Genomic DNA, 19,885 nt, shown 5'->3' with positions numbered 1-19,885 from the left:
CGGGGCGAACGATCAGCTCTCGCTGGCGCAGTCGGTGGCCGCGGCGCGGCGCCTGTCGCTGCGCTTCTCGGCGCGCAGGCCGATATAGAACACCACCAGGCCGCCAAGGGCGAGCCCGGCGCCGACCAGGCCACTGGAGGACCAGGGCGCACCGGCCTTGATCGTCACCCCGGCCAGATAGGCGCCCAGCGCATTGGCGCAGTTGAAGGCGGCGTGATTCATCGAGGCGGCCATGGTCTGGGCGTCGCCAGCCACGTCCATCAGGCGTGTCTGCAGCGCAGGACCCAGCGCCATGCTGGTGCCGACCAGGCCGACGAAGAGGATGCCGGTGTAGAGGTTGTCGGCGGCAAAGTAGAAGGCGCCCTGGACCACCAGGCACCACAGCAGGATGCGTGGCACCGCCTTCATCAGGTTCTTGTCTGCTGCCCGGGCACCCACCAGATTGCCGATGATGCCGCCGATGCCGAAGATCGCCAGCACCCAGGGGCCGACCATCTCGGGCATATCGGCCTGGGCGCGCAGGGTCGGTACCACATAGCTGAACACCGAGAATATGCCGCCAAAGCCGATGCTGGCCACGCCCAGGGTGTAGAGCACCCGCTGTTTGACCAGGGCGGTCAGTTCGCGCTTGGGGCTGGCCTTGACGTCATGCGGCTGGCGCGGCACGAACAGCTTGATCAGGCCCATGGTGACAAAGGCCACGACGCCCACCGCGAAGAAGGCGAACTGCCAGCCGAACCACTGGCCGGCCCAGGTGGCCAGCGGCGCGCCGATCACGATGGCGCTGGTCAGCCCCAGCATGACCCGGCTGATGGCTCGGGCGCGTTCTTCCACCGGTACCGCTGCTGCGGCCACCAGGGCGGCCACGCCGAAGTAGGCGCCGTGGGGCAGGCCGGCAAGAAAACGCAGACCGACAAAGGGCCAGAAGCTGGTCGCCAGGGCGCTGGCGATGTTGCCCACGGCGAACACCAGCATCAGGCAGATCAGCAGGGTGCGCCGAGGTACCCGCGCGGCCAGCGCGGAGATCAGCGGCGCACCGACCACTACCCCCAGGGCATAGGCGGAGATGGCGTAGCCGACGTCGGCGGCGCTGACCGACAGGTCCTGGGCGACACGCTCCATCAAGCCCATGATCACGAACTCGCTGGTACCGATGCCAAAGCCACCGAGGGCCAGGGCGAGCTCCGCCAGGCGAGGATGACGAGCTCTGAGATGGGTGATGGAGATTGCCATCGGGCCTCCTGGAAAACGAAAACGATCCCGACGGGTGTCGAGATCGTAAATTTACGACAAAAGTATAAGGCATCCGAAAGGTGGGTTCTAGCGCCGAAAACGTCAATCTTGTCGATTAGATAGGGCTAAAATGCGGGTAAGTGACGGTTGTGAGTCGTCGAGCCGGGGCGCTCTCCAGCGCCACGGCGAGCTATCGTGTTGTTAATTTTACCACTGTGAAAAAGCGCTCAGCTTTAGCGCATTTCTGTTGAAGAAGTTTCACCTATACGCAGTGTACTGTTTTTCTGTGCTCTTTTTTTGACACGACCAGCAGGCTGATCTCTTCAATATTCTCCACTGCGCTTAATGTTTGATTGAAAATCAATAGCCTGGCATGTGTGCACCGGCAAGTGACCATGCCGATGTCGACGCGTGATTGTCGTGACGAGTGATGGCGGCGAGTGAGGAACGAACTACCTTAGTAGTTCAGTACCACCCGACTAAGTCCGTTGAGCCCCATTCCTCGGCTCAGCGGCGGTCGTCGTGGCGACGCCGAAACCGATGGTTCGGCGCACGCGTTGACGGCAGGGAGTCGACATGAAGGTCGAACTGCATCAGGCAAGGAGCGGCGACGCGACGCTGACCGAGCGCGTCGAGAAAGCCGGTGGCTGGCTGGTGGAGGCTGGACGCAAACGGCTGCTGGTCGCCGCCAACGCCCGCTGGCGGGCCGTCCGCGAGGCCACCAGCCTGCATGACGCCGATGACACGATGGTGCAGGACCTGGGCCAGGGAAGGCTGCACGGTGTCTGCCAGAAGGGACGGCTGTTCCAGCAGGCCCATCCCGAGGTCCCGGTGCTGCTGGATGCGGGGCGCTATCTGGTGGTGGACCTGCCCAGGTCCGAGGCCAACAGGATCAACAAACCCCTTGAGCAAAGTGAAGCGCCCTGCTTTCGCCTGTTCCCTTTAAGCGAATCGACCCGCCTGTTTCACCAGGTTGCGCCTCGTCGCGACGCTACAGGGTCCCGGGTCGTCGACGCTGTCGTCGCGTCGGCCTCGCAGGCGCGCTACGTCGCCCTGCTGAGTCAGCTGGTGTCCTATCCGACGCGCCTATCATCGAGCGCCGAGTACGTTCAGGCGGTGGATTGGGCCGAGTCACAGCTGACGGCGGCGGGGCTGGCCGTGGATCGCCAGCAAGTATCGCTGCCTGGCGGCGCCAGCAGCATCAACCTGCTGGCGCGGCTGCCGGGGCAGGCCACCAGCCCCCGTCACTGGCTGGTGGTCGCTCACCTGGACAGCGTCAACCATCAGGGCGGTCCGTCCGCACCGGCGCCGGGCGCCGACGACAACGCCAGTGGCTCGGCGGCGCTGATGCTGATGGCGGAGGTGCTGGCCGGGCAGCGTTTCGACGATGACCTAAGCTTTGTGCTGTTCGGCGGCGAGGAGCAGGGGCTGCACGGTAGCCGCCAGTTCGTGGCGGGACTCTCCGCTGCCGAGCGGGGGCGCATCGCCGGGGTGCTCAATATGGACATGATCGGCTCGATCAACGCCACACCGGCGGCGGTACTGCTGGAAGGCGCGCCCCTCAGCCAGGACATGATCGATGGCCTGAGTGCGGCGGGAGGCCGCTTCACCGATCTCGAACTGCAGGTCTCGCTCAACCCCTTTGCCAGTGATCATGTGCCCTTTATCGACGCCGGCATCCCCGCCGTGCTGACCATCGAAGGGGCCGACGGCGCCAATGACGCCATCCATGGACCGAACGATGTCCTGGCCACGGTGGATCCGTCCTACGCCATGGAGATCGTGGCAATGAACCTGGGGTTTGTGGCCACCAGCGCCGGCCTGCACGCGGTTGACGCCCCGCCCCTGCCGGAATGCCACTGTCGTGGCGACGAGCGCCACCACCTGGGCGACCCCTGGCGCCAGCTCGAGGCCCACCATGAAGCACTGCTGGCCCAGTATCGTCGCTGGCAGGGCCAAGGCGTCTGGTCGGCGCAGCTGGACGCCGGCTGGCGTCAGGCCTGGCAGCGGTTGGAGTTGCTGCGCTCGCGCAGGGAATGGGAGCGACGGTCTCGGTCAACGGGCCGTTGAACGAGCCAGTGGCAAGGCCGCTCACCCAGCCACTCACCCAGCCAGCCATTAAGCCAGCCTGTGATCGAGTGACGCCCCGGCGAGACGAGAACAGGCAAGACAAGATCAGGTAAAGCAAGACAAGACCGATCAGGAGGATGTGATGCCAAAGGACCTGTGCGGAGACTGGATCGAGATGCGCGAGGAAGGCATCGGCGACTGCACGGTGCTGCGGCACCCGGATTCGCCGGCTGTCACCCCCTCGCGGATGCCGCGAAGGCGCCTGTGTCTGCACCAGGACGGCGCCGTCGAGCTCCACACCGGAGACGCCGCCGACCGCCTTGCCTGCGATGCCCGTGGCCAGTGGCGGCGTGATGGCGATCAACTGCACCTGACACTGCCCGGTTGGGACGGTGACTACGATATCGATGCGCTGGAGGACGATCTTCTGATCATTACCCGTCATTGAGGCCACCAACGCCGCCAATACCGTGCGTTGTGGGGCCACTTGAGGCCAGTTGCTGGCCATTGAACCCGTACTCACGACGCCGACCGGCTGGCCGGCGGGGAGGCTTGCATGTCCGATAACACCACCCATCCGGAACGGTGTCGCTGTTGTGGCACCATGGCGGTTCACCGGCGACTGCTGGACCAGGACCCCGGTTATGCCAGGCGGCGATCGCGCATCGAGGAACACGCCTTTCGTGCCATGCGCGGCACCATCGTCCAGCGTCCGGGGTGCACCCGCATCCCGGTGGTCGTCCACGTGGTCTACAACACCGACGAGCAGAACATCTCGCGGGAGCAGATCGACAGCCAGATCGAGATCCTCAATGAGGACTTTCGCAAGGCCAATGCCGACGTCTCGACGGTACCTGCGCCCTTCGCGCCGGTGGCCGCCGATGCCAGGCTATTGTTTGCGCTGGCCACCAGCGATCCCGACGGCAACCCCACCGATGGCATCACCCGCACCCGCACCGACGTCAGCGGTTTTGTCGATGACGACAAGGTCAAGGCCGACGCCAGCGGCGGCAAGGATGCCTGGCCCGCAGACGAATACCTCAATATCTGGGTCTGCCCGCTTTCCGGTGGCCTGCTCGGCTACGCCCAGTTCCCCGGCGGTCCCGCCGCCACCGACGGCGTGGTGGTGACCTACACCGGCTTCGGCAACATGGGCACCGCCCGGGCACCGTTCGACCTGGGGCGCACCACCACCCACGAGATAGGCCACTGGCTCAATCTCTTTCATATCTGGGGAGACGACGGCACCGGCTGCTCCGGCTCGGACTTTGTCGACGACACCCCCAACCAGGGTGGCGCCAACCTGGGCAAGCCGACCTTTCCCAAGGTGTCCTGCGACAACGGCCCCGATGGCGACATGTTCATGAACTACATGGACTACGTCGACGACGACACCATGGTGATGTTCACCGAGGGCCAGGTGGCACGGATGCAGGCCTGCCTGGATGGCCCCCGCAGCGCCATTGGCGAGATGGTGTCGTGCACGCCGTTGCACCCCAAGGCGCTGCCGAAGGACACCCCCAAGGAGTTCACCAAGGAACCGATCAAGGAACCGCCAAAAGAGCGGCCCAAGGATAACCCCAAGGAGTTCGTCAAGGAGCCGGTCAAGGAGAGCGTCAAGGAGGGACCGAAGGACCTGATCAAGGATGGCATCAAGGATGGGATCAAGGACGGCGGCAAAGACGGGATCAAGGACGGGATCAAGGACGGCGGCAAGGAGTTGCCCAAGGACAACCCCAAGGACTTTGGCAAGGATCCAGGCCTGGAGCCGGGCAAATGGAAGCCGCTTGACCCGCCTCCCAAGCAGATCTTCGAAGTGCCGACCAAGCAACTGGTGGAAGGCCCCGTGGGCGGCAAGCAGGCCTTCGAGAATCCGCTACCGGGGGGCTGGGGCAACCAGCCCGTCCAGCCCATGCAACCGATGCAGCCAGCCCAGCCGCTGCAGCCCTTTGTGCTGGCCACCGGTCAGGCGCCGTCGAGCGCCTCGCTCAAGCCGCCGGTGGCGGACGGCGGAGGCGAGCAGGATCAGAGCCAGGCGTTGCTTGGCGAGTACGCTCAACTGCTGGCGCAGTACGCCCAGCTCTACCAGCAGGGCATGCTCGATCAGCAGGGGATGCTGGCCTGGCAGCAGGCCTGGGCGGCCTACGTGCAGCTTGGTGGACGGTGAGCGATGACAGGACCCGCGGGCACCCTGTCGGTGCCCGCCTTTTTCGAGGGAGCCGAGCATGATCCTGATCCTGTCGTTTGCAGACAATGCCCATGTCGAGCGGGTACTGCCCCATCTTCACTCGCCGGTGGAGGTGATCGACGTCGCCGACTTCCCCCGGCGCCTGGGAATCCTGGCCTACGCAGGTGCCAGCGGTGACAGCCTTTGGCTGGAACTTGGCGACGGGCGCCGGCTGGCGCTGGACGAGGTGCGCTCGGTATGGAACCGGCGCATCCGTTCCTTTGACCTGGACCCCGGCCTGGGCGACGGCACCGAACGGCTGTTTGCCTGGTCCGAGACCCAGGAGGCGGTGCTTGGTCTGTGGTATGCCCTGGATAGCTTCTGGATGAACCATCCGCTGGCCGACGAACGCGCCCAGCGCAAGCTGACCCAGCATCGTCTGGCCCACCGGCTGGGGCTCGAGATTCCCGATACCCTGATCACCAATCGCCCGGACGCCGCTGCCGAGTTTATCGCCCGCCACGGCGACGGTGGAGTGGTACGCAAGGCCTTTCGCAATATCGTCGAGGCGCCGCGAGAGACCCTCAAGGTCGGCCAGGACGAGATGGCCAGGCTCGAGGCGGTTCGTCTGGCGCCGGTGATCTTTCAGGAATACATCCCGCTGGCGCTGGACCTGCGCGTCACCGCGGTGGCCGGCGAGATGTTCGCGACCGCCTTCAGGAGCGAGCCGCAGTACGAGGTCGACTACCGCAGTGGCGTGGGCAGCGCCGAGGTCTTCCCCTATACCCTGCCGGATGAGGTGGAGACCGGACTGCGCGCGCTGATGAGAGAGCTTGGACTGGCCTACGGCGCCATCGATCTAAGGGTCACACCCGAGGGGCGTCATGTGTTCTTCGAGGTCAATCCGGCCGGCGAGTACCTGTTCGCCAGCGAGCGCAGCGGCCAGCCGATTCCCCAGGCCATCGCCGCCGCCCTGGAGCGCGGCGGCGGCGAGTGGTGACGTCCCCGGCCGGTGGCAGCAGGGCCCCGGTCGGTGTGATCAGGGCCCCCGGCCGGCGGCCGGTATCAGGTCAGTAAGGTCCCTGGGACCCGGGGCCAGCGCTGGAGGATGAGTCTTCCTGCGAATCGGCCGCCTGCGGGCCAAGCGCAAACTCCGATGCACGCTGGCGCACCGCCTGCATCATCAGGCTGACGTCGAGCCCCACCGCCACGAAGCTGGCACCAAGGGAGAGATAGTGTCTGGCAAGCTCCGGGTCACCGGTGAGCACGCCGGCGGCCTTGCCGCTGGCAACGATGCGGGCGATGGCCTCGTCGATGGCGGCCTGGACCTCGGGATGGCCCGCGTCACCGAGATGGCCCATGGAAGCGGCCAGGTCGGCGGGCCCGACAAAGACCCCGTCGACGCCTTCCACCGCGCAGATCGCCTCGAGGTTATCCAGCGCGGTCACGCTCTCCGCCTGGACCAGCAGGCAGATCTCGTCGTTGGCTCTATGCACATAGTCAGGCCGTGCATTCCAGCGTGACGCCCGGACGATGGCGGAGGCTTCACCTCGCACCCCGTCTGGTGGGTAGCGGGTGGCGGCGACCATGGCGCGGGCCTGCTCCGGGGTGTCGATCATCGGCACCAGCAGGGTCTGGGCGCCGATGTCCAGCAGTTGCTTGATCCGCGCCGTCTCGCCGTTCACCACCCGCACCACCGGGTGGCTGGCGTAGGCGGCGACCGCCTGCAGCTGGGCGAGCATGGAGCGCACATCATTGGGGCCGTGTTCGCCGTCGATCAGCAGCCAGTCGAAGCCGGCGCTGGCGCACATCTCGGCGCAGTAGGGGTCGCCCAGCGACAGCCACAGGCCGATTCTGGCCTGGCCACTGGCCATGGCGGTCTTGAAGGGATTGCCGGCGGGGACACCCGCGCAGTGGGAAGGGATCATGGGCAGCGTCCTTGATGAGAGTCAATCGTCCAGCATCGCCTTGAGCCGGCGGAACACTCCGGGGTCCTGGCGCAGCCCGTCGTGCTCGTACTCGTTGGTGATCCAGTAGGTTAGCCGCGGGATCGCCTCGGCGGTGGCCAGCGACAGCTCGGCGTCCACGTACATGTCATCGAAGTAGATCAGCGCCGCCACCGGCACCCGGTTGGCGGCGAGCTGTCTGGCGTCGTAGAAGGGGCTGGCCAGAGGTCGCCGGGCCAGCTGGTGTACCGCCCCACGGAAGGGCTTGAGGGCACGGATCTCGTCGAACATCCAGGGGTAGATCATCTCGCCGGTCAGCCTGAGCGGGCGATGACGCTCGTCGAACTGTGGCCCCTGCTGGCGCTCGGCGGCCCAGTCGCACAGGCGCTCAGGGTTGGCGTAGATGTTCTCGTGGATGGCGCCGAACAGCGGATTCTCGTCGAAGCCGGTCAGCGTCATCACCTCCACCAGGAAGTGATGGTTGAGCGCGCTTCGCGTGTCGTCGCTGAAGGCCTCCTCGAGCAGCCAGTGCAGCTGCTCGGCGCCGTCACCCATGCCCAGCATCAGTCCCAGGCTCTGGAAGCGGCGCACGCTCAGTCGGTCGCCGTCGGGCAGGCGGACATCGTGGTCCAGCAGATGGTCGGCGATGGCGTCGATCCGCTCGCGATCATCGGGAAAGCGCGCCAGATACGCCTCAAGCTTGCGCTCCACTCGACGGTGGGTGCGCCGATAGACCTCGTCGGGGTCGGCGTCGAGCGCCGGCAAGCCGCCGGTGATATAGCAGCGGCTCAGTCCCTGGGGCGCGTAGGACAGGTAGGTCAGGGTCAGAAAGCCGCCGTAGCTCTGGCCCAGCGTGGTCCAGGGGACACCCTGGTAGCGGGTCTTGCGCAGGTGCTCGAAGTCCGCGACCACCGCATGGGCGTCGAAGCAGGCCAGGTAGTCACCGCCGGCCTCGTCACTGTCGAAGGCGGCCATGGTGGCCTCGGTGATGCGCGAACTGCGCCCGGTGCCACGCTGGTCGGGCAGGATCACCCGATAGTGCTTGAGCGCCTCATGCAGCCATCCCGGTCCATTGGCGGTGGGGCGTGGCGACTTGCCGCCGGGGCCACCCTGCAGGAACAGCAACAGCGGTAGCTCCTCGTCGACACGGTCTGACGCGCAGACCTCGCGGTAGAACAGGCTCAGGGTCTCGCCGCTGTCCGGGAGGGACCAGTCCAGCGGCACCTCGAGGCGATGGTCGCTGATGGAAAGGCCCGGGATGGCGTGGTCGGAAGGCATGCCTACATCCTGTATCGAAAGAGTGACGAGAGAGCGTCGAAAGAGTGCCGAAAGAGACAAGGTCGGCCAGCTTCTTGTTGCCAGCGCTGGCCGACCCTGGCGGTAGCTCAGTCCGCGCCGCGCATGGCCCGGCGAATGAACGGCAGGCAGGCCGCCAGCAGCAGGGCGCTGACACCACCGATAGCCGCCATGGCAATAAAGTAGCCGACTTCGGTGTCCTCGGTATAGAAGGCGCCGAGCTTGCCGCCGGCGGCGAAGCCGAGCGCCAGCGAGAGAAAGAACAGCGCCATCATCTGGGTCTGGAAGGCCCGCGGCGCGAGCTTGGTGGTCACCGACAGCCCGATCGGCGACAGGCACAGCTCCGAGGCGGTGAAGCCCAGCAGCAACAGCACCAGCATGGCCAGCGGCATGCTCGCCCCTTCGCTGCCGAGAAACGGCAGGTAGCCGAGGAAGGTGGCGCCGATGATCGCCATGGCGATCACGAACTTGCCGGCCGACGACGGCTGGCGCTTGCCCAGCGTCGTCCACAGCCAGGCGAACACCCCCGAGAACAGGATGATGGTCAGCGCCTGCACCGACACCAGCCAGCCCACCGGGATCTCCCAGCCGAACAGGCTGCGATCCACGCGCTGATCGAAGAAGGCGGTGATCACGGTGTAGGACTGGCTGTAAAGCGCCCAGTAGGCGGCACTGGTCAGAAACAGCGGAATGAACGCCAGCACCCGGCTGCGCTCCTCGGGACTTACGTGGGTGGAGCGCAGGATCACCGCAAAGTAGCAGAGCGCCGCTACAGCGATGATGCCAAGCATCACCCCGGACAGATTGTCGGCACGGATCCAGCCCGCCAGGGCCGCGCCGACCACTAGGGCGAGCACCACCAGGGCGATACCCAGGTAGCGCTTGAGGGTCGCCGGCGCGATGGGGTCCGGCGCGGCCTTCTGATCATCGGGCAGCCCCTTGCGTCCCGCCGTGTACTGGGCCAGACCGATCGCCATGCCCACGGCGGCGATGCCGAAGCCATAGTGGAAGCCGGCGTTCTGCTGCAGCAGACCGGTCAGCAGCGGGCCGACAAAGCCGCCGATATTGATACCCAGATAGAAGATCGAGAAGCCGGCGTCGCGCCGGGGGCTGCCGGGCTCGTACAGGGACCCCACCAGCGCCGAGCAGGTGGCCTTGACCCCGCCGCTGCCCAGCGCCACCAGGATCAGGCCGGCGGTGACGCCGTAGACACCGGGCAGGATGGCCAGGGCGATATGCCCGAGCATGACCACGATGCCCGAATAGAACAGGGTGCGTTCGGCGCCGAACACCCGGTCGGCGAACCAGCCGCCGAGGATGGTGGCCAGATAGACCGAACTGCCGTAGGCACCGACGATACCGATGGCCACCGACTGGTCGATCGCCAGGCCCCCGCGGCTGGCCTCGTAGTACAGGTAGATCAACAGGATCGCCTGCATGCCATAGAACGAAAAGCGCTCCCACACCTCCATGCCGAACAGGGTGGCGAGAGGCCAGGGATGGCCGAAGAAGCGGCGTTTGCCGCTGTCGCCGTGCTGGCGGGCGGCGGCCTCGGTGGTTTTCATCGGGAGCTCCTGCTTTGACGAGAAAATCGGAACGAAAAATACATTTTCCGCCCATGAAAACCCTAAAGCGTTGCGAATTACAGGGCAAAACCCATGTCCGCGATCGGAAAGGCCACGACGAAAAACGACAAGCGGGAGCGAGGACGTTGGCTCGCAGAAAAGCGGGATCTACTGCTGGATAGCCGGCCCATACCCCACCATTGGCTAAGACTTCTCCGAAAAGTGCCTGCGCTCGGTGATACGGCGTTAAAAATCGGCTGGTGCGCCAGCCCGGTCAAAATGCTCATTTACACCCCGTAAACTGCGCTTTCTCACCGATTTTTGCCTTGTCTAACCATCGCTCGCCGGCTTTTCGTACAAAGTCTAGTTGCCATTTGCGCTGCGAGTACGGTTGTGCTTTATTGTTCACATCGCACGCAGAATTGCGTGCAATCCTGACAAGGCCGTCAGACGGTCGATAACAACACCAACAATCAGGGTCGTCACTTGTTTGGCGACCTCAGGAGAAACGGGATGCTCCCGCAGCGTGATCTGGTCGGCTACGCCGATACTCCCCCCACCGGGGCCTGGCCCAACGGCGCCCGCCTGGCGGTCAATATCGTGGTCAACTACGAGGAGGGCTCTGAAAGGTCCTTCGCCATGGGCGACGACGACCAGGAGTCGATGACCGAGTGGGGGAGTTACGTAACTCCCGCCGGCACCCGTAATCTGGCGATGGAGTCGATGTACGAGTACGGCTCGCGGGTCGGCATCTGGCGCATCCTCGACATCCTGCGCGAGGCCGACGTGCGTTCGACCTTCTTTGCCTGCGCGGTGGCGCTGGAGCAGAACCCCCGCGTTGCCCGTGTCGCCAGCGCCGATGGCCACGAATTCTGCAGCCATGGCTATCGCTGGGAGGAGGTCTTTCGCCTCAGCGAAGACGAGGAACGCGAGCATATCCGCCTGGCCATCGAGTCGATCACCGCCACCACCGGCAAGCGCCCGGTGGGCTGGTACTGCCGCTACGGACCCAGCGTGCGCACCCGGCGCCTTTTGGTGGAAGAGGGTGGCTTCCTCTACGACTCCGATGCCTACAACGACGACGTACCCTACTTCACCGAGGTGGCGGGCAGTCGTCAGCTGGTGGTGCCCTACACCACCGACATGAATGACTTCCGCTTCTGGCTTTCTCCTGGGCTTACCTCGGGGCGCGAGTTTCTCGACAACCTCAAGGAAGGCTTCGACGTGCTGTTCGAGGAGTCGGCCCGCGGCCCCAGGATGATGTCCGTCGGCCTGCATCCGCGCATGGTCGGGCGCCCCGGCAAGATTCGCGCGCTCAAGGACTTTATCGCCTACGCCCAGGCCCACGAGGGCGTATGGTTCGCCACCCGTGAAGAGATCGCCCGGGCCTGGCTTGCCCGGGAAGGTGAAGCGACCGGCGTCGTCTGACGTCGCCGATGAACCCCGTGTTTTCTGCTGTACCCGCAACAACGACAATAACCAGAGGAAATATCCCATGAGCCTTTCCTACAAGACCTTCTCCAAGCGTTCCCTGGTGCTGGCCACCGCCCTTTCCGCCGGCCTGGCAGCAGGCGGCGTGATGGCAGAGACCCTCAAGGTCGGTGCCAACATCGGCAACCTGCCCTGGGAGTTCCAGGACGACAGCGGTGACTACGTTGGCTTCGAGATCGACCTGGTCAACGAGGTCGGCAGCCGCCTGGGTTACGACGAGGTCGAGATCAGCAACATTCCGTTCAATGGCCTGTTCTCGGCGGTACAGTCCGGGCGCATCGACGTGGCGGTGTCCTCCATCACCATCACCGACGAGCGTCTGGAGTCGGTGTCCTTCGCCCAGCCCTACTACGACAGCGACCAGTCCCTGGCGACCCACACCAGCAAGGGCATCAGCGGGCTCGAGGATCTGGACGGCAAGGTGGTCGGCGTCGATACCGGCTCCACCGGCGACATCTGGACCAGCGAGAACCAGGAGCAGTACGGCATCAAGGAAATCCGTCGTTATGAAGGCCTGCAGCCGGCCATGCTGGACCTGTCCAGCGGCCGCCTGGACGCCTACATCTCCGACATTCCGGCGGTGCAGTACTACGTGCGTGACAAGCCCAGCCTCGAGGTGGTCAGCCGCATCCCCAGCGGTGAGCAGTACTCGATGATGTTTGCCAAGGACGCCGAGCTTGCCACCAAGGCCAGCGAAGTGATCAGCGAACTCAAGCAGGAAGGCTTTGTCGCCGAGCTGCACGAGACCTGGTTCGGCACCGCTCCGGATGCCGGCACCAGCACCGTCGAAGTGCGCGATATGCCTTCCGCCCAGTAAACCTGGCCCAGCAAGTCCCGTGGCCGCGGCGGTGACCGCCGCGGCCAGCGTATTACCCTCGATCGTGGAGACGATCCATGGACCTGGTCCAGACATTCTTCAACTGGGAGGTGCTGGTGCGCACCTTCCCGATGCTCCTGCAGGGGCTCGGCATGACCCTGATGCTGGGCTTTCTGAGCATCCTGCTGGGGCTGATCGGCGGGCTGGGGCTGGCGCTGTTGCGCCTCTACGGCCCCAAGCCGCTGCGTTTTCTCACCATCGCCTACATCGACGTCTTTCGCTCACTGCCGGTGCTGGTGTGGCTGGTCATCGTCTACTACGCGCTGCCGTTCGTCGGCATCACCCTGTCACCGTTCGCCGCGGCCTGTACCGCCCTGACCATGATCTCCAGCGCCTACGCCGCCGAGATCTACCGCGCCGGTATCGAGGCGGTGCCACGGGGCCAGTTCGAGGCCGCCCAGTCGATCGGCCTTAGCCAGTATCGGGTGATGTGCGACGTGGTCCTGCCCCAGGCGATCCGGCTGATCATTCCGCCGCTGACCAGCAACTGCATCAACGTGATGAAGGACACCGCCCTGGCCTCGGTGGTGGCCATGCCCGACCTGCTCAAGCAGGCCACCCAGGCCCAGGCGCTGGCGGCCAACCCGACACCGCTGATCGGCGCGGCGCTACTCTACCTGGCGGTGCTGCTGCCACTGGTGCGCCTGGTCGGTCTGCTCGAGAAACGCTTCGCCCAGGGCCGGGCCTGACAGGAGAACTGCCATGATCAATGAAACCCGGACAACCCAGGGCACTACCCAGGGCACTACCCTTCCCCCGCTCGAGGCTGGTCTGCCCGAGGCGCCCAGAGCGATCATCTCGCTCGAAGGGGTCAACAAGTACTACGGCGACTTCCACGCCCTCAAGAACATCGACCTCAAGGTACGCGAAGGCGAGGTGGTGGCGATCCTGGGCCCGTCGGGCTCCGGCAAGTCAACGCTGATCCGCTGCATCAATCATCTGGAGGCCTACAGCGCCGGTGACATCTACGTCGACAGCGTGCGGGTCCAGCCCGGCCCCGAGCTGATCGAAGTGCGCAAGGACGTCGGCATGGTGTTCCAGAGCTTCAACCTGTTTCCCAACATGACGGTGCTGGAGAACGTGACCCTGGGACCGATCCGGGTGCGTGGCATGAGCCCGGGGGATGCCCAGGCGCGGGCCAAGGAGTTGCTGGAAAAGGTCGGCATCGCCGAGCAGATGTACAAGTATCCAAGCGCCCTGTCCGGCGGTCAGCAGCAGCGGGTCGGCATCGCCCGGGCGCTGGCCAATGAACCGCGCGTGTTGCTGTTCGATGAGCCCACCTCGGCGCTGGACCCGGAGATGGTCGGCGAGGTGCTCGACGTCATCAAGACCCTGGCCGGCACCGGCGTGACCATGCTGCTGGTGACCCACGAGATGGGCTTCGCCCGCCATGTCGCCGACCGGGTGATCTTTATGGAGGCCGGCCAGATCGTCGAGGAAGGCGCTCCCGAACAGATCTTCTCGGCGCCGCAGGAAGACCGAACCCGCGCCTTTTTCCAGTCGGTGCTGGCTCACTGAGTCGTGGCGCCTGTTCGACGGCTGGCTCGGCGCTTGTTTCGCTCCTGCCTTGTCTCTCGACGTCCATGTATCGCCTCTCGACCCCTATTCAAGGACTTCCCATGTCACTCGATTCATCCTCAGACGCTCGCCTTGATCTGACACACGTCAGAGCCCAGTTTCCCTCGCTTGAAAGCGACTGGGTGTTCATGGACAACGCCGGCGGTGCCCAGGTGCCGAAGATGGTGGTGGAGCGCATCAGCGACTACCTGCTGGGCGACAACGTGCAGCTCGGCGCGAGCTACGCCCCCAGCCAGAATTCCAAGGCCAAGGTCGACGCCGGCCGTCAGGCGGTGGCGACGCTGGTCAATGCACGCCACGTGGAAGAGCTGGTGTTCGGCCCCAGTTCGACCATCCAGTTCCGCCTGCTGGCCGACGCCATGGCCAGCCAGTTTGCCCCGGGTGACGAGATCATCGTCACCAACACCGACCACGAGAGCCACGTCGGCCCCTGGATGCGCCTCGAGCAGCGCGGCGTCAAGCTGCGCTTCTGGAACTGCAATCCCGAGACCCTGGAGCTGGAGCTGGATACCCTGGCGGAACTGCTCAACGAGCGCACCCGCCTGGTCTGCGTGACCCACGTCTCCAACCTGCTCGGCACCATCAATCCGATCAAGCGGATCGCCGCCATGGCCCACGACGCCGGTGCTCGCATCTGTGTCGATGGGGTGGCCTTCGCCCCCCACCGGGCCATCGACGTCCAGGACTGGGATGTCGACTACTACGGCTTCAGTCTGTACAAGGTATTTGGCCCCCATCACGCGGTGCTCTATGTGAAAAAGGAGTGCCTGCTGGAGTTGGATAATATCTACCATCACTTCTTCACGCGTGAGCAGATTCCAGGAAAGATGGAGCCTGGAAACCCCAACTACGAGCTGACCTACGCTGTCACCGGTATCCTGGATTATCTGACCTCGCTGACGGGCGATAATGGTGAAGGTGACAAGCGGAAAAAGCTGGAAACATCCTTCGATGCCATCGCCAAGCATGAAGCAATATTGAGCAAGAAACTGCTCGATTATCTCTCTGGAAAAGAAGGCGTTCGCATCATCGGAAGGCGGGATGCCGATATCGAACATCGCGTCGCGACCATCAGCTTTACCGTGGAAGGGCATCAGTCTGACGAGATCGTGCGCAAGATCGACGAGGCCAAGGTAGGAATCCGCTACGGCGACTTCTACGCCCGCCGCCTGACCGAGGACCTCGGTCTGATGGACATCCAGGGCGTGGTGCGGGTGTCCATGGTGCACTACAACACCGAGGCCGAGGTGGATCGACTGATCGAGGCGCTGGACGCAGCGCTCTGAGGGTGTGGGCCAGAAGCTGGCAATGACGTCGTGGAAATGCAGAAAAGGGGCTTCTGGCCCCTTTTTTGCTACGCATGTCCCAGGCTCAGGGCCGGCCTTGTCTCCTGCTTACGCGGGTTTTTCGGTCTGGCCGGCCCTTTAGCCCAGCGGATCGTCGATGTCGATATCGTAGATGTTGGCCTCGGCGCGGCGGCGCTCGGACAGGTCCAGGCTGTAGAAGATGTGGCGACAGTGCTCCATCATCGACGCGGCGGCGCCCTCGGCGTCGCGCTTCTCGATCAGATCGACCAGGGTCTGGTGCTCATGGGTCAGGCACAGCACGCCGGTGGAGCGTTCGTAGAGCGACTGGATGATGCAGAAGCGTCGAATGATCGGGCGCACGATGGCGATCAGCTCGTCATTGCCGGTCAGCTCCGCCAGCATCAGGTGAAAGTCGCCGGAGATGCGATTGACGCTGGGCTGGTGCTCCTCGAACACCTGATGCTCCAGCGCCAGGTGGCGGCGCAGGGTGGCGATACCCTCGGCGTCGATGCGCTCGCAGGCGATCCGCGCTACCGCGCCCTCGATATGCAGCCGCGTCTCGAAGATATCGTAGGCTTCCTTCACCGATGGCAGCGAGACGAAGGCGCCCCGGTGCATCTCGAAGCGTACCAGGCGTTCCGCCGTCAACCGATTTAGTGCGCGACGTACCCGGCTACGCGGCGTCTTGAAGGCGCTGGCGAGCTTGGCCTCGTTCAAACGCTCGCCGGGACGCAGACGCTTGTCGATCAGGGCGTCGACGATGCGATCATAGACGAGTTCCTCGGCCAGGGCTTCCGGCTTGGATGGTGCAGCGGAGGTGGCGTCACTCGTCATGGCATTGTCTCGCCAGAAGGCTCGCCCATCATCAGGGAAAAATCACCGGGATGGTTGAGCATTGTGAAAGGTGAAATAGCGTCAATTTACGGCCGTCGTTCAAGGGACAGATTATCACGATGTCACTCGAACGGTAACGTTGGATCGACCAAAGTTCAGGCGCCCAGTGTGCTGCATTTTTGCCATCCGGTCAGCCAGGGCGTACTACTATGAGCAAGCTTCTCGATAACTCCGGACGAACCAGGAAGGATCGGGTAGCGTCCCTTGCCTCGTTCTGGCGCCCGGCTGGGGGTGAGGTTTGCTGTTCCGCTGCCACCAAGGAACGATCAGATGCAGACATTGAAGCCTTCCATCAAGGCGAGCGTGGCGGTATTTGACGACGCCCTGATGAGTCAGGTGCGCGCTCGCTTTCACCACGTCGACCGCTGCCCCTACACCGGCCCCCGGATATTCTTCGAAAACGCCGGCGGATCTCTGACGCTCAAGGCCGTGGTGGCACGCATGGCCGAGGTCGCCGCACTACCGGACAACGAGCATCGCGACAATGACGCTTCCTGGGCTATTTCGCGCATGGTCGATGACGGCCGCCACGCAATGGCCAGCCTGCTGGGGGTAGAGGATGGCATTGTGTTTGGCGGCGAGACCGGCACCGAGTGCCTGTTCCGGGTGATTCGCGCCGCCGCCAATGCCGCGCCAGCGGGGGGCGACATCGTTGCTTGTGAGCTCGAGCATCCCGCCACCTTTGATGCCACCGCGCAGTGGGCGAGGCGCACCGGCAGGCAGCGGCTGACGGTGCCCTTCGATCCGCATCAGGGGCGCGCCACCGCCGAGGACTATGCCCGCGTCGTGACGCCGGAGACCCGTGTGGCCACCATTTTGCACACCAGCCCGGTGACCGGCATGACCCAGGACGTGGCCGCCATCGCCGAGGCGATTCGCGCCATCGCACCGGACTGCTACAACATCGTCGACGGCATCCAGCATGCCCCCCATGGTGCGTTGGCGGTATCGCACTACGGCGTCGATGCCTACGCGGTGTCGCTGTACAAGGTGTTCTGCCCGTTCAACGACGGCTACGCCTGGGTCTCGCCGCGACTGGGTTGCGTCGATCACGATCGCCTGGCGGGCAAGCCGGACGACGCCTGGGAGCTGGGTAGCCGCGATCCTGCCGCCTGGGCCGGCGCCCGCGAGATGGTCCGCTATCTCGAGTGGTTGGGAGGACATTTCACTGACAAGAGCGAGCGCCGGCAGCGGCTGCTGGCCGCCGGCCAGGCCATGCACGATCAGGAGGCCGCGCTGATGCGTCGGCTGATCGACGGAGCCGATGGTGTCACCGGACTCAGGGACCTGCCCGGAGTGACCCTGATCGGCGAGGCGGATTCGCCCTGGCGGGAAGGCGCGGTCTCGTTTTGCGTGAAGGACCGAGACGCACTGGAGATCGTCGCCGAGCTTGGCGAGCGTGGCATTCGCGTCCACGCCCGCAAGGACGACGCCTACTCCGGCAATATCCTGCGCCCGCTGGGCTTGCCCTCGGTCACCCGGGTGTCATTGGCCCACTACAACACCCTGGAGGAAGTGGACGCCTGTCTGGCGGCGCTGAAGGACGTCCTCGGAGCCTGAATCTAGCGGCCCCGCCGAATTGCCCACCTGGGGCGCCGCTTGTCAGACCTGGCTTGCCAGGACACCGTGTTCAGGCGATGGCTTCGACGCGCACTCGCCGAAGACGCGCTTGGCGCAGCACTGGCAGACGTCTGGATTCAGTGACGGAGCAATCGAGGTGATGGCCGCCTCGGTGGTCTCGAAGAAGCGCGCTTCGCCGATTCTCTTCAGATCCCCGCGGCGGCGCAGCTCGTCCATCACCGTACCCTTGAGCGAGCTGATCATCAGCTCGCCCCCCTGGTCCGTCAGGCGACGGACCTCCTGCAGCAGCATCTCCACGCCCGCCGTATCGATGAAGTTGATGCCCTTGCCGATGATCAGCGCACGGGAGCCCGGCTCTGCGGTGAAGGCGCGAAGACGACGTTGCACGTGGTCGGTGGCACCGAAGAACAGCGAGCCGTCGATGCGCAGTATCTTGAGCTGTGGGCACTGCTCGAGCTGGTAGCGCCTGACGTTGCGGATGAGTCGCCGGGGATGATCCTGGCGCGGCGCCACTTCAAGGACGGTGGGACGCGAGGTGCGCTTTAAATAGAGCACCAGTGACAGCAGCACGCCGATATAGATGGCGAACTCCAGTGCCACCAGCAGGGTAGCGGAGACGGTGGCGACCAGCACCATCGCCTCGTGGCGACTGACGCGTACCAGATGGACGATGTGCGGGACGTCGATCAGGTTCCAGGCGATCAACAGGATACCGCCGGCCATGGCGGGTAGCGGCAGGTAGGCGGTGATGCCCGGGGCGAAGACCAGGATCAGCGACAGCAGCAGGGCGGCGAACACCGAGGCCAGCGGGGTGCGGGCGCCTGCGTCATAGTTGGCACCGGAGCGGGTGAAGGAGCCCGAACTGGCGTAGCAGGAGAAGAAGCCGCCCACGATATTGGACAGGCCCTGGCCGATGAATTCCTGATTGCCGTCGATCACCTGACGCGAGCGCAGGGCAATGGCGCGGGCGATGGATACCGCTTCGATCAGCCCCAGCAGGGCGATGGCGAAGGCGCCGGAGGTCAGCACACGCAGACTGTCCGGCGTCAGTTCGGGCAGCGTAACGGGTGGCAGGGTCCCGGGCAGGGTGCCGACCAGCGCCACACCGTGGGCGGCGCCATCCATCAACCAGCAGGCCAGGCTGCCGGCGGCCAGGCCCAGCAGCAGGTGAGGACTACGACGATGGAGGCGTCGTGCTACCAGCGAGGTGATCAGCGAGATCAGCCCGATGGCCAATGCGTAGAGGTTGATATCCGGCAGCGCCCGGAACAGCGCTGACAGCTCGGCCAGGAATCCCTGAGCGTCGATGGACACGCCAAGCAGGTGCTCCATCTGACTGGTGGCGATCAGGATGGCCGCACCAGAGGTGAAGCCGATGACCACCGTGTGGGAGATGAAACTCACCAGATTGCCGAGGCGCAAGAGCCCCATGGCCAGCTGGATTAGCCCGACCAGGAGCGTGATGGTCAGCGCCGCTCCCAGGTATTGGTCGGGTGTCAGCGTGCCGAGGCTGCCGATCACGCTGGCCAGCACGATGGAGAGCGCCGCGGTGGGGCCTGAGATCATATGCCAGGAACTGCCGAACAGCGCCGCCACCGTGGCCGCGACGATCGCCGTGTAGAGCCCGACCTCCGGTGGCAGCCCGGCGATGAAGGCATAGGCCACGCCCTGTGGCAGTACCAGGATGGCGCCGGTAAGGCCCGCCATCATGTCCGCCGACAGGGTGCGGCGGTCGAGGCCTCGTCCCCAGCGCAGGAAGGGCAGATAACGCTTGGGGGACGACGCCATGGCGGAACCTCAGGTGGGCAGAAGTAGGGGGTCGGGCAAGCCTAGAGAAATGCGGGTATCCTGAAAAACAAAATTTTTTGTGCTTCACGAAC

General features: G+C 64.8%; 16 protein-coding genes. 10 read left to right on the top strand and 6 right to left on the bottom strand.

Features of this window, described 5'->3' with window-relative positions:
• Window positions 1-12 precede the first annotated feature (12 nt).
• Complete coding sequence (locus NKF27_RS20760) at window positions 13-1,233, bottom strand: MFS transporter (protein ID WP_253554726.1); 1,221 nt, start codon at window positions 1,231-1,233, stop codon at window positions 13-15.
• Window positions 1,234-1,809: 576 nt separating this feature from the next.
• On the opposite strand from NKF27_RS20760, the gene NKF27_RS20755 reads away from it, so the two are divergent.
• The 4 genes from NKF27_RS20755 (at window position 1,810) to NKF27_RS20740 (ending at window position 6,470) form a co-directional block, all read left to right on the top strand.
• Window positions 1,810-3,303 (top strand): M28 family metallopeptidase, encoded by a 1,494-nt coding sequence (locus tag NKF27_RS20755; protein WP_253554724.1) that lies wholly within the window; start codon window positions 1,810-1,812, stop codon window positions 3,301-3,303.
• Between the two features lie 142 nt (window positions 3,304-3,445).
• Window positions 3,446-3,751: a hypothetical protein gene (locus tag NKF27_RS20750; protein WP_045991662.1), complete on the top strand. Its 306-nt coding sequence runs from the start codon at window positions 3,446-3,448 to the stop codon at window positions 3,749-3,751.
• Between the two features lie 108 nt (window positions 3,752-3,859).
• The gene (locus NKF27_RS20745) at window positions 3,860-5,470 is read left to right on the top strand and encodes a M43 family zinc metalloprotease (protein ID WP_253554722.1); all 1,611 of its coding nucleotides are present in this window, start codon (window positions 3,860-3,862) and stop codon (window positions 5,468-5,470) included.
• Between the two features lie 58 nt (window positions 5,471-5,528).
• Window positions 5,529-6,470, top strand: coding sequence for a RimK family alpha-L-glutamate ligase (locus NKF27_RS20740; RefSeq protein ID WP_253554720.1), 942 nt, complete (start codon window positions 5,529-5,531; stop codon window positions 6,468-6,470).
• Window positions 6,471-6,540: 70 nt separating this feature from the next.
• On the opposite strand, the gene hpaI is transcribed toward NKF27_RS20740, so the two are convergent.
• The 3 genes from hpaI to NKF27_RS20725 all read right to left on the bottom strand — a co-directional run bounded on the left by hpaI (window position 6,541) and on the right by NKF27_RS20725 (window position 10,277).
• Window positions 6,541-7,398, bottom strand: a complete 858-nt coding sequence (gene hpaI / locus NKF27_RS20735; protein WP_253554718.1) for a 4-hydroxy-2-oxoheptanedioate aldolase — start codon at window positions 7,396-7,398, stop codon at window positions 6,541-6,543.
• A gap of 21 nt (window positions 7,399-7,419) precedes the next feature.
• Window positions 7,420-8,694, bottom strand: coding sequence for an alpha/beta fold hydrolase (locus tag NKF27_RS20730; protein ID WP_253554715.1), 1,275 nt, complete (start codon window positions 8,692-8,694; stop codon window positions 7,420-7,422).
• A gap of 107 nt (window positions 8,695-8,801) precedes the next feature.
• Complete coding sequence (locus tag NKF27_RS20725; RefSeq protein ID WP_253554712.1) at window positions 8,802-10,277, bottom strand: peptide MFS transporter; 1,476 nt, start codon at window positions 10,275-10,277, stop codon at window positions 8,802-8,804.
• Between the two features lie 513 nt (window positions 10,278-10,790).
• On the opposite strand from NKF27_RS20725, the gene NKF27_RS20720 reads away from it, so the two are divergent.
• The 5 genes from NKF27_RS20720 to NKF27_RS20700 all read left to right on the top strand — a co-directional run bounded on the left by NKF27_RS20720 (window position 10,791) and on the right by NKF27_RS20700 (window position 15,509).
• The gene (locus NKF27_RS20720) at window positions 10,791-11,705 is read left to right on the top strand and encodes an allantoinase PuuE (RefSeq protein WP_108131988.1); all 915 of its coding nucleotides are present in this window, start codon (window positions 10,791-10,793) and stop codon (window positions 11,703-11,705) included.
• A 67-nt stretch (window positions 11,706-11,772) separates the two neighbouring features.
• Window positions 11,773-12,585, top strand: a complete 813-nt coding sequence (locus NKF27_RS20715) for a transporter substrate-binding domain-containing protein (RefSeq protein ID WP_253554709.1) — start codon at window positions 11,773-11,775, stop codon at window positions 12,583-12,585.
• A gap of 77 nt (window positions 12,586-12,662) precedes the next feature.
• Window positions 12,663-13,334 carry an amino acid ABC transporter permease gene (locus tag NKF27_RS20710; protein WP_108131989.1) on the top strand — a complete coding sequence of 224 codons (672 nt, stop codon included), beginning with the start codon at window positions 12,663-12,665 and terminating at the stop codon, window positions 13,332-13,334.
• Between the two features lie 13 nt (window positions 13,335-13,347).
• Window positions 13,348-14,163, top strand: a complete 816-nt coding sequence (locus NKF27_RS20705; protein WP_108131990.1) for an amino acid ABC transporter ATP-binding protein — start codon at window positions 13,348-13,350, stop codon at window positions 14,161-14,163.
• 101 nt (window positions 14,164-14,264) lie between these two features.
• A complete protein-coding gene (locus tag NKF27_RS20700) occupies window positions 14,265-15,509 on the top strand; it encodes a cysteine desulfurase-like protein (RefSeq protein WP_253554706.1) in 1,245 nt (414 codons plus the stop codon).
• A 138-nt stretch (window positions 15,510-15,647) separates the two neighbouring features.
• On the opposite strand, the gene NKF27_RS20695 is transcribed toward NKF27_RS20700, so the two are convergent.
• Window positions 15,648-16,364, bottom strand: a complete 717-nt coding sequence (locus tag NKF27_RS20695; RefSeq protein WP_108131992.1) for a GntR family transcriptional regulator — start codon at window positions 16,362-16,364, stop codon at window positions 15,648-15,650.
• A 330-nt stretch (window positions 16,365-16,694) separates the two neighbouring features.
• On the opposite strand from NKF27_RS20695, the gene NKF27_RS20690 reads away from it, so the two are divergent.
• A complete protein-coding gene (locus tag NKF27_RS20690) occupies window positions 16,695-17,984 on the top strand; it encodes an aminotransferase class V-fold PLP-dependent enzyme (RefSeq protein WP_253554704.1) in 1,290 nt (429 codons plus the stop codon).
• A 42-nt stretch (window positions 17,985-18,026) separates the two neighbouring features.
• Here NKF27_RS20690 and NKF27_RS20685 read toward each other — a convergent pair whose 3' ends face one another.
• Complete coding sequence (locus NKF27_RS20685; protein WP_253554703.1) at window positions 18,027-19,793, bottom strand: SulP family inorganic anion transporter; 1,767 nt, start codon at window positions 19,791-19,793, stop codon at window positions 18,027-18,029.
• Between the last annotated feature and the right edge of the window lie 92 nt (window positions 19,794-19,885).

It is taken from the genome of Halomonas sp. DN3 (assembly GCF_024137905.1).
GTDB classification, from domain to species: Bacteria; Pseudomonadota; Gammaproteobacteria; order Pseudomonadales; family Halomonadaceae; genus Halomonas; species Halomonas litopenaei.
The sequence above is the reverse complement of the archived record's forward strand: the minus strand, read 5'-3'. Positions and strand labels throughout refer to the sequence as shown.

Bases quoted from the DNA above. Each gene is read 5' to 3' on its own strand.
- NKF27_RS20730 (WP_253554715.1), bottom strand. From the start codon at position 8,694: ATGCCTTCCGACCACGCCATCCCGGGCCTTTCCATCAGCGACCATCGC.
- NKF27_RS20740 (WP_253554720.1), top strand. From the start codon at position 5,529: ATGATCCTGATCCTGTCGTTTGCAGACAATGCCCATGTCGAGCGGGTA.
- NKF27_RS20715 (WP_253554709.1), top strand. From the start codon at position 11,773: ATGAGCCTTTCCTACAAGACCTTCTCCAAGCGTTCCCTGGTGCTGGCC.
- NKF27_RS20710 (WP_108131989.1), top strand. From the start codon at position 12,663: ATGGACCTGGTCCAGACATTCTTCAACTGGGAGGTGCTGGTGCGCACC.
- hpaI (WP_253554718.1), bottom strand. From the start codon at position 7,398: ATGATCCCTTCCCACTGCGCGGGTGTCCCCGCCGGCAATCCCTTCAAG.
- NKF27_RS20705 (WP_108131990.1), top strand. From the start codon at position 13,348: ATGATCAATGAAACCCGGACAACCCAGGGCACTACCCAGGGCACTACC.
- NKF27_RS20700 (WP_253554706.1), top strand. From the start codon at position 14,265: ATGTCACTCGATTCATCCTCAGACGCTCGCCTTGATCTGACACACGTC.
- NKF27_RS20725 (WP_253554712.1), bottom strand. From the start codon at position 10,277: ATGAAAACCACCGAGGCCGCCGCCCGCCAGCACGGCGACAGCGGCAAA.
- NKF27_RS20755 (WP_253554724.1), top strand. From the start codon at position 1,810: ATGAAGGTCGAACTGCATCAGGCAAGGAGCGGCGACGCGACGCTGACC.
- NKF27_RS20720 (WP_108131988.1), top strand. From the start codon at position 10,791: ATGCTCCCGCAGCGTGATCTGGTCGGCTACGCCGATACTCCCCCCACC.
- NKF27_RS20760 (WP_253554726.1), bottom strand. From the start codon at position 1,233: ATGGCAATCTCCATCACCCATCTCAGAGCTCGTCATCCTCGCCTGGCG.
- NKF27_RS20745 (WP_253554722.1), top strand. From the start codon at position 3,860: ATGTCCGATAACACCACCCATCCGGAACGGTGTCGCTGTTGTGGCACC.
- NKF27_RS20750 (WP_045991662.1), top strand. From the start codon at position 3,446: ATGCCAAAGGACCTGTGCGGAGACTGGATCGAGATGCGCGAGGAAGGC.
- NKF27_RS20685 (WP_253554703.1), bottom strand. From the start codon at position 19,793: ATGGCGTCGTCCCCCAAGCGTTATCTGCCCTTCCTGCGCTGGGGACGA.
- NKF27_RS20690 (WP_253554704.1), top strand. From the start codon at position 16,695: ATGCAGACATTGAAGCCTTCCATCAAGGCGAGCGTGGCGGTATTTGAC.
- NKF27_RS20695 (WP_108131992.1), bottom strand. From the start codon at position 16,364: ATGACGAGTGACGCCACCTCCGCTGCACCATCCAAGCCGGAAGCCCTG.